This is a genomic window from Streptomyces sp. NPDC001904 (assembly GCF_040297005.1).
GTDB lineage: Bacteria > Actinomycetota > Actinomycetes > Streptomycetales > Streptomycetaceae > Streptomyces.
In genome coordinates, this window is record NZ_JBEOYI010000002.1 from 210863 (window position 1) to 222227 (window position 11365).

Annotated in this window: 9 protein-coding genes and 1 tRNA gene; 7 read left to right on the forward strand and 3 right to left on the reverse strand. The window is 72.5% G+C overall.

Going from position 1 to position 11365, the window contains the following annotated elements; translation table 11 throughout:
* Positions 1 to 37 precede the first annotated feature (37 nt).
* The 3 genes from ABT127_RS03445 to ABT127_RS03455 all read left to right on the forward strand — a co-directional run bounded on the left by ABT127_RS03445 (position 38) and on the right by ABT127_RS03455 (position 1952).
* Entirely contained in the window at positions 38 to 1396 is a 1359-nt protein-coding gene (locus ABT127_RS03445; protein ID WP_351444619.1) for an MFS transporter, read from the forward strand.
* 88 nt (positions 1397 to 1484) lie between these two features.
* Positions 1485 to 1715, forward strand: coding sequence for a hypothetical protein (locus ABT127_RS03450; protein WP_351444228.1), 231 nt, complete (start codon positions 1485 to 1487; stop codon positions 1713 to 1715).
* A gap of 3 nt (positions 1716 to 1718) precedes the next feature.
* Entirely contained in the window at positions 1719 to 1952 is a 234-nt protein-coding gene (locus ABT127_RS03455) for a hypothetical protein (RefSeq protein WP_266719727.1), read from the forward strand.
* Here ABT127_RS03455 and ABT127_RS03460 read toward each other — a convergent pair.
* Positions 1921 to 3111, reverse strand: coding sequence for a glycosyltransferase 87 family protein (locus ABT127_RS03460; RefSeq protein WP_351444229.1), 1191 nt, complete (start codon positions 3109 to 3111; stop codon positions 1921 to 1923). The two genes, ABT127_RS03455 and ABT127_RS03460, sit on opposite strands and share 32 nt — an antisense overlap.
* A gap of 158 nt (positions 3112 to 3269) precedes the next feature.
* Between ABT127_RS03460 and ABT127_RS03465 the strand changes: the two genes are divergently transcribed.
* Positions 3270 to 3342: transfer RNA gene (locus tag ABT127_RS03465), tRNA-Ala, on the forward strand.
* 53 nt (positions 3343 to 3395) lie between these two features.
* Here ABT127_RS03465 and ABT127_RS03470 read toward each other — a convergent pair.
* Positions 3396 to 4970, reverse strand: coding sequence for an NADH-ubiquinone oxidoreductase-F iron-sulfur binding region domain-containing protein (locus tag ABT127_RS03470; protein ID WP_351444230.1), 1575 nt, complete (start codon positions 4968 to 4970; stop codon positions 3396 to 3398).
* Positions 4967 to 6202 carry a ferric reductase-like transmembrane domain-containing protein gene (locus tag ABT127_RS03475; RefSeq protein WP_351444231.1) on the reverse strand — a complete coding sequence of 412 codons (1236 nt, stop codon included), beginning with the start codon at positions 6200 to 6202 and terminating at the stop codon, positions 4967 to 4969. Before ABT127_RS03475 ends, ABT127_RS03470 begins: the two co-directional genes overlap by 4 nt.
* A gap of 408 nt (positions 6203 to 6610) precedes the next feature.
* Here ABT127_RS03475 and leuS point away from each other — a divergent pair, with 408 nt between their 5' ends.
* The 3 genes from leuS (at position 6611) to ABT127_RS03490 (ending at position 11294) form a co-directional block, all read left to right on the forward strand.
* Entirely contained in the window at positions 6611 to 9535 is a 2925-nt protein-coding gene (leuS, locus tag ABT127_RS03480) for a leucine--tRNA ligase (RefSeq protein WP_351444232.1), read from the forward strand.
* A gap of 130 nt (positions 9536 to 9665) precedes the next feature.
* Positions 9666 to 10361 carry a hypothetical protein gene (locus tag ABT127_RS03485; RefSeq protein ID WP_351444234.1) on the forward strand — a complete coding sequence of 232 codons (696 nt, stop codon included), beginning with the start codon at positions 9666 to 9668 and terminating at the stop codon, positions 10359 to 10361.
* 84 nt (positions 10362 to 10445) lie between these two features.
* Positions 10446 to 11294 carry a DegV family protein gene (locus ABT127_RS03490; RefSeq protein ID WP_351444235.1) on the forward strand — a complete coding sequence of 283 codons (849 nt, stop codon included), beginning with the start codon at positions 10446 to 10448 and terminating at the stop codon, positions 11292 to 11294.
* Positions 11295 to 11365 lie beyond the last annotated feature (71 nt).

Sequence of the window (11365 nt, forward strand, 5' to 3'; positions counted from 1 at the left end):
CGGTCTCGCGCGCGGCAACCGGCGGCTGCTCGCCGTGGTGCTGACCGCGCAGTTCATGGCGGTCCTCGACGTGTTCATCGTGAACGTCGCCGCCCCCACCGTCCGCGCCGAACTCCACGCGTCCGGCTCCGCGTTGCAGCTGATCGTCGCCGGATACACCATCACGTACGCCGTCCTGCTGATCACCGGTGCCCGGCTCGGCGACCTGTTCGGGCACCGGCGGGCGGTGCTCGGCGGGCTCGCCGTGTTCACCGCGGCCTCGCTCGCCTGCGGCCTCGCGCAGAGCAGCGGCCAGCTGATCGCCTTCCGCATGGTGCAGGGGGCCGGCGCGGCCCTGCTGGTGCCGCAGGTGCTCAGCCTCATCCAGCGGCACTTCGCCGGGGAGGCCCGCACCCGGGCGCTCGGCCTGTACGCGGCCGCCCTCGCCGTGGGCGCCGCCGCCGGGCAGGTGCTCGGCGGACTGCTGGTCGGCGCCGATCTGTTCGGCACCGGCTGGCGCGCGGCGTTCCTGGTGAACGTGCCCGTCGGCGTGGCCCTGCTCGTCCTCGGCCGGGGCGCGCTGCCCGCCGACACCGGGCGCGGCGCCGGGCGCCGCCTCGACCTGGTGGGGCTGGTGCTCCTCGGCGGCTCGGTGTCGCTGCTGACCGTGCCGCTGGTGCTCGGCCAGGAACAGGACTGGCCGCTGTGGTCCTGGCTCTGCCTGGCGTCCTCCGTCGTGCTCTTCGCCCTGTTCTGCGGCTACGAGTCCGCTCTCGCCCGGCGCGGCGGGGCGCCGCTGATCGTGCCGCGGGTGCTGCGGCTGCCCGGCATCGGCCTCGCCGTGTTCCGGGTGCTCGCCGTGATGGCCGTGAACGCCGGCTACCTCTTCGCGCTCACCCTGCACCTCCAGAGCGGCCTCGGCGACGGCCCGCTGCGGGCCGGGCTGACCGTCGCCCCCACCGCGGTCGCGTTCGGCGCCGTCGGGCTGACCTGGCGGCGCTGGCCGGCGCGTGTGCAACGGGTCCTGATCCCGGCCGGGTTCGCCCTCGCGGCGGCGGGAGCGCTCGGCACCGGGCTCGCCCTGCACGGCGGGGGCGACGGCGGTGCGGTTCTTCACCTGTCCTTCGTGGCGATCGGCGCGGGCCTCGCGCTCGCCTTCGGCCCGACGCTCACCGGGGCCCTGGCGACGGTGCGGCCCGAGGACGCGGCCGACGCCAGCGGACTGCTCACCACCATGACCCAGCTCGGCATGCTGATCGGCGTCGCCGCCTTCGGCACGCTTTTCCTCGGCCGCGTTGAGTCGCTGGGGGCTCCTGGGGCGTACAACTCTTCGGACGCGCTCCTGATCTGCACCTACGCACTCGCCGCGGTGGCGGTCGTGGGCGCCGTGTCCGGACTGGTACGCAGGCGTCGCTGACCGTATTGCTCCGGCCGTGGCAGAATCGGACGGCCGGGAAGGGGCAGCGTCCGACCGACGAAGACGGCCCGACGGGAGGGAGTGCGCGATGCCCGCGAGCATCAACGAGGAGGCCGACCGCTTCCTCGGCGAGGCAGCGATATCCGCCGAGCCCCCGTCCCCGCCCGCCCCCGGCGTCCTCGCCCAGGAGGTCGCCTCGCGCGGCACCCGGGTGCTTCTCAACTGTCCGTCCTGCGGTTCCTCCCATGTCGCCCAGATGCTGGGTGACAACGGCGGGGTCTCGTACGTGTGCACGGCCTGCGGCCACAGCTGGAGCTGATTGATGGGTGCACACAGGAGGAAGTGCGACTGGTGCGGCAGTGGTACGCCCATCGTGCGCGACATGGAACCTCTCAACCCCGACTACCAGTACTGGTGCGAGGAGTGCGCGCGGGCGCTGATCATAAAAGGCGACCCGATCGAGACGTACCGGGAGCTGGAGGGCGAGCCGATCTACGGCCGTCTGCTGGACGAGCACTGCACGCTCAAGCGGTTCTACTCGTTCGCCAGAGCCTGACCCCGGCGTACGCCAGAAAGCCGCAGCCCGCTCCCACGTAGAGGGCCGACAGGAGCAACTGGACACCGCTCTGGTGCAGTTCGGGACGGCCGCCGCCGTGCGGCACCCACCACAGGGCGTACGAGCAGAACACCGCTCCGAGGACGGCCGCGGTGCGGCGGCGGCCCGCCTCCCACGTCAGCAGGACCAGCGGGACGCACCACACCCAGTGGTGCGACCAGGAGACCGGGCTGACCAGGAGCGCCGTCGTCGCGCACGCCACGACGGCGAGTGCCCGCCGTCCGCGCAGCGCGGCCGCGACCGCCACCGCGAGGCCGGCGGTCCCCACCGCGGCGGCCACCAGGACCCACCACAGGCCCGGGTCGTCGGTGTGCAGCAGCCGGGCCAGAACACCGCGCAGCGACTGGTTCGCGGTCTCCTCGGCGTGCCCGACCCGGCTCGCCTCGAAGACCGTCCGGGTCCAGAAGCGGCGCGAGTCGTACGGCAGGACCACGGCCGTCAGCGCCGTGACACCGGCGAACGTGACGGCCGCCACGGACGCCGCGCGCAGCCACGGTCGCCACGCGCCCCGGGTGGCCGCGAGCGCGAGGCCGGTGCACAGCAGGAACACCGCGAACAGCGCCGGGGTCAGCTTGATCGCCGCGGCCACCCCGATGCCCACCCCGGCCCACCGGTGTCCGGGCCGCCGGGTCAGGTCCCACAGGACGAGCACGGCGAGCAGCAGGTTGACCTGGCCGTAGCGCAGGGTGGTCCACACCGGTTCGCACCACACGGCGCCCGCCGCCACCCACAAGGCGTGCTCCACGCGCGCGTGCCGTCGCACGAGCAGCAGGGAGAGATGGACGAACGCGACGAGCAGGGCGAGGTTCAGCGCCGTCGCCGCGGCGCGCAGGGAGGCGAGGTCCAGCAGGGGCAGGGGCGTGAACAGCAGCGCGGCGAACGGCGGGTACGTGGTCGGCAGCCCGGCGTGGGTCACCCGGAGCGCGTACAGATCGCCGCCCGCCCGTACGGTCGCGCCCTCCGCCCGGTAGACGAGCAGGTCGATCATCGAGACGTGAGCCGCGCGCTGGGCGATGCAGAAGCTCACGAAGGAGAGCAGGCAGACTCCCACGGATACGGAGACACGACGGTGGGTACGAGGCAGGACGAGCGCGGTCACGGGACGCACCGTAGTGGCCCCATAAGGATCTTTTCCCAACAAGGTGGGGCAGATGGGAAACGATTTGGTGGTGCACCCAGGTGACCGTGTAATGTTGGCGTCGCCGCCGGGGAAACCGACAAGGAAGACCTCAAGGACACCACGGCAGCACACCGCAAGGGGCTATAGCTCAGTTGGTAGAGCGCCTGCATGGCATGCAGGAGGTCAGGAGTTCAATTCTCCTTAGCTCCACAGTAATTGAAAGCGGGCCATCCGATTCGGATGGCCCGCTTTCTTGTGTCCGGCTACCTCCGGGCGCGGCTGCGGCCCGGTGGCAGTGCGGGCGGTGACGTGGGACGGGGCGGGAGCGCCGCGGGGTCGGACTCGAGGCGCAGGGCGAGCGCCGGGCAGCGGCGTACGGCCCGCACCGCGTTCGCCTCCGAGTAGCGCGGCACCGCCGCCTCGGCGACCGAGGGGAAGCCGTCGGGGCCCAGCTGGATCAGCTCCGGCACGATGTCCGCGCACAGGCCGTGCCCCTGGCACAGCGTCCAGTCGACGGCGAGCCGCTTGCCGCTGGGGGTGGCGCTCGGCGGGGCCTCGGTGTGCAGCGGCAGCACCCCGCGCACCGGCCGCCCGCATCCGGCGCCCAGCACGTGCGCGGCCAGGTCGTCGGTGAACGCCGAGATGGTCGACTCGATGAACGCCGCCGATCCGTCGGGGTGCTTGCAGGCGCCCCGGCGTTTCACCGCGCGGGTCACCTCACGCAGCGCCTCCAGGGCGGTCGGGCCGCCGCCGTTCAGGACGTCCTCCAGGCCGCGCGCCGCCGCCGGGAGCCCGAGGTAGCAGGGCCCGCACTGGCCCGCGCTCTCCGCCGCCAGCCACTGCGCGACTTTCAGGGACTCGCCCAGCGGGCAGGTGTCCGGGCCGATCGGCAGGATCGCGCCCGCGCCCAGAGCGCCGCCACAGGCCTCCAGGGAGGCCCGCGAGACGATCGCGTCCTGCGCTCCGACGCCGTCCAGCCACTTGCCGTGGTAGCCGCCCGTGAGCACGCCCTGGGGGAGCGGCGGGGCGCCGGCGAGCTGAAGGACGTAACGCAGCGGGACACCGGAGGGGACCTCCAGGACCATGGGCCGGGCCACCGCGCCGGAGAGGGTGAGCAGCACCGTGCCGGGCTCGTCGTGCAGGCCGGTGCGGCAGTAGCGCTCGGGGCCGGTGCGGGCGGCGATGGCGAGCTGCGCGAAGGTCTCCGCGTTCGACAGGAGCGTGGGCGCGCCGCCCACCCCGGAGTCGGAGGCGCGGACCTTGCGGCCCGGCGGCATCGGCGGGCCGCCGTCCGCCGAGCGGATCAGCGCCGAGGACTCCCCGGTGACCATGCGCACCGGATTGCGCTGCACGCGCGCGCGAAGCGGGGCGCCGCGCCGGTTGGTCAGGCCGCGCTCGGCGAAGGCCGCCTGCATCGAGGCCTCGGTGGAGTCGCGGGTCACGCCCACGACGAGGGTGCGCGCGCCGAGCGCCTCGGCGACCAGCAGGGCGCCGTCGAGGATCAGGTGCGGGGCCCGGTTGAGCAGCACCGTGTCCTTGCGGCAGGCCGGCTCGTCCTCGCTGCCGTTGACGACGACCACGGGGCGCACCCCGCGCCGGATCGCCGACTCGGCGACCGCGCGCAGCTTCTTGGCGAACGGGAAGCCCGCGCCGCCCCGGCCGCGCAGCGACACCGCCTGGGCCAGCCGGGCCAGCTGCTCGCCCGCCATGGGCTCCAGCGGGCCGTGCACCTTCAGATGCATGTCGAGGTCGAGCCGCTCCACCAGGTCGAACCCGGCGGTGAGCTGGGGAAGGCCGACGACGCGTACTTCCGGGACGTCGGGCAGTGCGGTGTTCACTGCGCTCCTCCGTAGGGCGTGGACCAGGGCTCACCGGAGGACGGTGGCTGGAAGGGGTCGGGGGGCGGCGCGGGGTGGGCGCCGGTGGTGTCCTGGGTCCCGTAGGGGGCGTCGTTTCCGTACGGGCTTCCGTAGGTGGCCTCGTACCGGGGCATCCCTCCGTAGGGCGTGTCGTACGTGGGGTCGTACGCGGACGGCGGCGCCTCGGCCGGGGGCGGGGGCGAAGGGGCGGGCCAGCGCTGGGTGGCGGCCGGCTCGACGGTGTTCAGGGGTGCCGTCAGGGGGTCCACGGCCTCCAGGGGATCCGGGGGCGGTTCTGTGGGCGCCGGGTAGGGCGTCGCCCGCACGTAGGGGATCGATTCGGTGATCGCCTCCGCGCGCGGGGCGGTCGAGACGGCGCGGTAGGCGGCGGCGAACCCGGCGTCGGGCGGCGCGGGGCGCACCGGCGTCTCGTCCGCCGGCCGGGGCGGTCGCTCGGCCGCGCGGCTCGTCCCGCTCATCGCGCCGATCCCGCGTGGGCCGCGCACGGCGCGGGCGTCCCGGTCGAGGAGGGTGAGGATGCGGGCCGCCACCTTGGCCTTCACGGGCCTCGGCGCCGCCCGCAGGGCCACCGCGCCGGCGACCGCGAGCAGGCACAGGCAGTACAGGACGATCACGTACGTCTTCGGCGGCCGGCCCGCGTACAGGCCGTGCATCAGGGCGAAGCACCAGGCCGGATAGGCGAGCATGTGGGTCGCGCGCCAGCGGGTGGCGAGCCGGGCCGGGGAGGCCATCGAGCTGCGCAGCGCGCCGGTGATGCCGGTGGTCACCATCAGGAGCCCGGCGAGCACCCCGAGGCCGATCAGGCCGCTGCTGCCGGTGACGCCTGTGCCGAAGGGGATCAGCGCCCCGATGACCGTCACGTGCGCGAGCGCCAGCTTCACGCTGACGTGCAGCAGCAGGAAGCCCAGCGAGGCGACCGCCGTGGTCCGGTGGACGGCCTGGGACAGCAGCCGCTGCCGCGAGGTGAGGAACAGACGGTCCGAGGCCACCAGGCCCCAGACGACCGATGCCGAGAGCGACACCAGGGACAGCACCCCCGTGGTGAAGTCGAGCGCCGCTCTGAAGGCGTCGCTCCCTGTGACCACGATCAGGGGGCCGAGCAGGAGCACCGCCGCGCCGAACACCCCCGTGGTGGCGCGGCGGCTGTTACCGGTGGTGCGTGAACTCCGCTTGGTACGCGGGGAGTTCACTATGCGAGGGATTCGAGGGCTCATGGGGGGCGACTCCGAAAGGTTCGGCACAGTGGACCCACAGCCCGCACTCTAGGTCGCCGCATACCAGCCAGTACGAGGTTTGAGTTATCTCGCCGTTATCTAGAGGAAGCCTGGTATTTGTGTTGCCCCGATAGAGGGTGGTACGCGGAGTAACCCGGGGTGTCCCACGGGGCGCGAGGAAGCCCGTCGCGGCCCGTGCGGGGGCTGCGGTACCCTGACGCCATGCGTGCCGTACGCCTTCTGCTTAGTGAGCCGCGCTGATCAGTCCCGACCCGCCCCTGGCGTGAGGTCGGCATCGGCGCGGCGTCCCCTCCTGTGCGAGGGGCTTTTTCATTTCTTGAGCACTGGCCGCCGGCAGAGACGATCGATGGAGCTTTGAGGATCATGAGCGAGACGAACACCGCCGCCGCTTCCGAGGCGGCGGTCGCGCCGCACCGCTACACGGCGGCCATGGCCGCCGACATCGAGGCACGCTGGCAGGACTTCTGGGACGAGCAGGGCACCTACGAGGCACCGAACCCGACCGGTGACCTGGCCGGGGAGACCGACGAGGCCCGGGCGGTCGCCGCCCGCCCGAAGAAGTTCATCATGGACATGTTCCCGTACCCCTCGGGTGCGGGCCTGCACGTCGGCCACCCGCTGGGCTACATCGCCACGGACGTCTTCGCGCGCTTCCAGCGCATGAACGGCCACAACGTGCTGCACACCCTGGGCTTCGACGCGTTCGGCCTGCCGGCCGAGCAGTACGCCGTGCAGACGGGCACCCACCCGCGCACGTCGACCGAGGCCAACATGGAGAACATGAAGGCGCAGCTGCGCGCCCTGGGCCTGGGGCACGACAAGCGCCGGTCGTTCGCCACGATCGACCCCGAGTACTACAAGTGGACGCAGTGGATCTTCCTGCAGATCTTCAACTCCTGGTACGACGACGAGCTGAAGAAGGCCCGTCCGATCGCCGACCTGGTCCAGCAGTTCGAGACCGGTGAGCGCGCGGTTCCCGGCGGCGGTTCGTGGTCCGCGCTGAGCGAGGCCGAGCGCGCCGACGTCCTGGGCGAGTACCGCCTGGCGTACGCCTCCGACGCGCCCGTGAACTGGGCGCCGGGCCTGGGCACCGTCCTGGCCAACGAGGAGGTCACCGCCGACGGCCGCTCCGAGCGCGGCAACTTCCCCGTCTTCAAGGCCAAGCTGCGCCAGTGGAACATGCGCATCACCGCCTACGCGGACCGCCTGATCGACGACCTGGACGGCCTGGACTGGCCCGAGGCGATCAAGCTGCAGCAGCGCAACTGGATCGGCCGCTCCGAAGGCGCCCGCATCGACTTCGGCTTCGACGCAGGCTCTGCTTGTCGCGATGACGTCATCACCGTCTTCTCGACCCGCCAGGACACCCTGTTCGGCGCCACCTACATGGTGCTGGCCCCCGAGCACGACCTGGTGGAGAAGATCACCCCCGCCGCCTGGCCGGAGGGCACCCACGACGTGTGGACGGGCGGCCACGCGACGCCCGCCGAGGCCGTCGCCGCCTACCGCAAGCAGGCCGCCTCCAAGTCGGACGTCGAGCGCCAGGCCGAGGCCAAGGACAAGACCGGCGTCTTCACCGGCGCGTACGCGGTCAACCCGGTCAGCGGCGAGCAGGTCCCGGTCTTCATCGCCGACTACGTGCTGATGGGCTACGGCACCGGCGCGATCATGGCCGTCCCGGCGCACGACGCCCGTGACTTCGCCTTCGCGCGCGCCTTCGAGCTGCCCATGCGGTGTGTGGTCCAGCCGTCGGACGACCGCGGCACCGACACGTCGACGTGGGACGACGCCTTCGTCGCGTACGAGGCGAAGCTGGTCAACTCCTCGAACGACGAGGTCGCGCTGGACGGCCTGGGCGTCGCCGACGCCAAGGCCCGGATGACCGACTGGCTGGCCCGCAAGGGCATCGGCCACGGCACGGTCAACTTCCGGCTGCGCGACTGGCTGTTCAGCCGCCAGCGCTACTGGGGCGAGCCCTTCCCGATCGTCTACGACGAGGACGGCATCGCCCACCCGCTGCCCGAGTCGATGCTGCCGCTGGAGCTGCCGGAGGTCGACGACTACACCCCGCGCACCTTCGACCCGGACGACGCCGACACCGAGCCCGAGACGCCGCTGTCGCGCAACCAGGACTGGGTCAACGTCACCCTGGACCTGGGCGACGGCCGCGGCCCGCGCCCGTTCCGCCGCGAGACCAACACCATGCCCAACTGGGCCGGGTCGTGCTGGTACGAGCTGCGCTACCTGGACCCGCACAACAGCGAGCGACTGGTCGACCCGGGCGTCGAGCAGTACTGGATGGGCCCGCGGGAGGGTCAGCCCACCGGCGGTGTCGACCTGTACGTGGGCGGCGCCGAGCACGCCGTGCTGCACCTGCTGTACGCGCGCTTCTGGTCGAAGGTGCTGTTCGACCTGGGCCACATCTCGTCGGCCGAGCCGTTCCACAAGCTGTACAACCAGGGCATGATCCAGGCCTTCGTCTACCGGGACGCGCGCGGGATCGCCGTGCCCGCCGCCGAGGTGGAGGAGCGCGACGGCGCGTACTACTACCAGGGCGAGAAGGTCTCCCGGCTGCTGGGCAAGATGGGCAAGTCCCTGAAGAACGCCGTCACGCCGGACGAGATCTGCGAGGAGTACGGCGCGGACACGCTGCGCCTGTACGAGATGGCGATGGGCCCGCTGGACGTGTCGCGGCCGTGGGACACGCGCGCGGTGGTCGGCCAGTTCCGGCTGCTGCAGCGCCTGTGGCGCAACATCGTCGACGAGACGACGGGCGAGGCCACCGTCGTCGACGCCGCCGAGGCCGACATCGACGAGGCCACGCTGCGCGCCCTGCACAAGGCGATCGACGGGGTCCGCGGCGACCTGGAGGGGATGCGGTTCAACACCGCCATCGCCAAGGTCACCGAGCTGAACAACCACCTGGTCAAGTCGTACGCGGGCGGAGCGCTGCCGCGCTCGGTCGCCGAGCGCCTGGTGCTGCTGGTCGCGCCGCTGGCCCCGCACGTCGCCGAGGAGCTGTGGCGCAAGCTGGGCCACACCGAATCGGTCGTCCACCAGGACTTCCCCGTCGCCGACCCGGGCTACGTGGTCGACGAGACCGTGACCTGCGTCGTCCAGATCAAGGGCAAGGTCAAGGCGCGCCTGGAGGTCTCCCCGTCGATCTCCGACGAGGAGCTGGAGAAGATCGCCCTGGCCGACGAGAAGGTCGTCGCGGCGCTGGACGGTGCCGGGATCCGCAAGGTGATCGTGCGGGCGCCGAAGCTGGTGAACATCGTGCCCGCGTAGGGCACTCAGGGTTGTTCCCTACGGGCAGGTTGGGGGTTCCGCTGGAACCCCTGGCCTGCCCGGTCCGTTTACGGTGGGAGGACGGGTCCGAAGGGTCGGACGGGGCGGGCGGACGAATCGGAGGAGCGCCGTGGAAGCTGTGCTGGTGATCGTGGCGCTGATCTTCATCGCGTTCGTCGCCCTCGGCGCGTACGCGACGGTCAAGGCGGTCGGCGCGGCCAAGCGCGGGGTGGACCGCACGGTGGCGCAGGCGCGCAGGACCGTGGAGGACACCACCCTGCGGGCCAAGACTTTCCAGCCGGGCGCGGCCAGCGAGCTGGCTCAGCTGCGGCTGAGGCTGCGCGGCTCCATGCGCGCCACGCAGGACGCGCTGCACGCGCGCGTGGCCGAGGACGAGTCCCTCAAGGAGTCCCTCGACCTCTTCAAGCGGCTGAGCGCGCACGGCCACGAGCTGGACGGCGAGCTGAAGCGTCTGGAGAGCGAGCCCGACAAGGCGCAGGTCGCGCGCCTGGTGCCGGAGCTGCGGGCGCGTACCGAACAGATCACCCAGTCCGCCGACGCCCTGCGGCACGCGGCCCGGGACCGGGCCACCCGGTTCGCGAGCGACGACCTGGACGCGCTGCGCACGCAGATCGACGTGGAGGCGGGGGCGCTGCGGCACTGGACGACCGAGGCCGCCCCGGACGCGTCGGCGGTGCCGGACGCGGGCGGATCCGGGTCCACCGCGGCCGGGCGGAAGGCGCCGGACCGGTCCGCGATCGCGCCGCCAGGTGTGCGTCCGGTGTACCCGTGGCAGAAGAAACCCCGTCCGGAGAGTACGACTTGATCCCCGGTCGCTCGTCGGCCGACAGACGCCGGTCGCCGGGGGCCGGGCTGCCGACGGCGGGCCTCGCCGGGTAATCTCCGGTGCATGTCCCGCCATGTCGCGATCGTCACCGATTCAACGGCCTACCTGCCGCAGCGGACGATGGAGCGCCACGGCATCACGGCGGTGCCGCTGACCGTGGTCCTGGGCGACCGGGCGCTCGAGGAGGGCACGGAGATCTCCGCCCGCTCGCTCGCCGAAGCGCTGCAGAAGCGCCGGCCGGTGACGACGTCGAGACCGAGTCCTGAGCTGTTCGCCGAGACCTACCGTGAGGTCGCCGAGCGCGGCGCCACCGACATCATCTCGCTGCACTTGTCGGCCGAGTTCTCCGGGACCTACGACGCGGCGGTCCTCGCGGCGCGTGGGGCCCCGGTCCCGGTGCGGGTGGTGGACACCGGGATGGTCGCCATGGCCCTCGGGTTCTGCGCGCTCGCGGCGGCGGAGACGGCGGACGCCGGCGGCACCGTCGACGAAGCGGTCGCCGCGGCGGAGAAGCGGGCCGCGGGCACCTCCGCGTACTTCTACGTCGACACCCTGGACTATCTGCGCCGCGGCGGCCGGATCGGGGCCGCTCAGGCCCTGTTCGGCTCGGCGCTCGCGGTCAAGCCGCTGTTGCAGCTCGACGGCGGCCGCATCGAATTCCTGGAGAAGGTCCGTACGGCGTCGAAGGCGATCGCGCGGCTGCAGGAGATCGTCGCCGAGCGGGCGGGAACCGGACAGGTCGACATCGCCGTGCACCACCTGGCGGCGCCGGAGCGGGCGGAGGCCCTGGCGGACTGGCTGCGCGAGCGGGTGCCGGGCCTCGGTGAGCTGCACGTCAGCGAGGTCGGAGCGGTGATCGGGGCGCACACGGGGCCCGGGCTGCTCGGCGCGGTGGTTTCGCCCCGGACGTAGCCGGTGCGGGTGACGGGGTTTTCCACAACTGGCTTGTTGTCCCCGGAAATTGAGCAAGATCCACTAGTTCG

Coding starts and splice junctions, on each gene's coding strand:
- ABT127_RS03490 (WP_351444235.1), top strand. CDS start 10,446: ATGTCCCGCCATGTCGCGATCGTCACCGATTCAACGGCCTACCTGCCG.
- leuS (WP_351444232.1), top strand. CDS start 6,611: ATGAGCGAGACGAACACCGCCGCCGCTTCCGAGGCGGCGGTCGCGCCG.
- ABT127_RS03450 (WP_351444228.1), top strand. CDS start 1,485: ATGCCCGCGAGCATCAACGAGGAGGCCGACCGCTTCCTCGGCGAGGCA.
- ABT127_RS03455 (WP_266719727.1), top strand. CDS start 1,719: ATGGGTGCACACAGGAGGAAGTGCGACTGGTGCGGCAGTGGTACGCCC.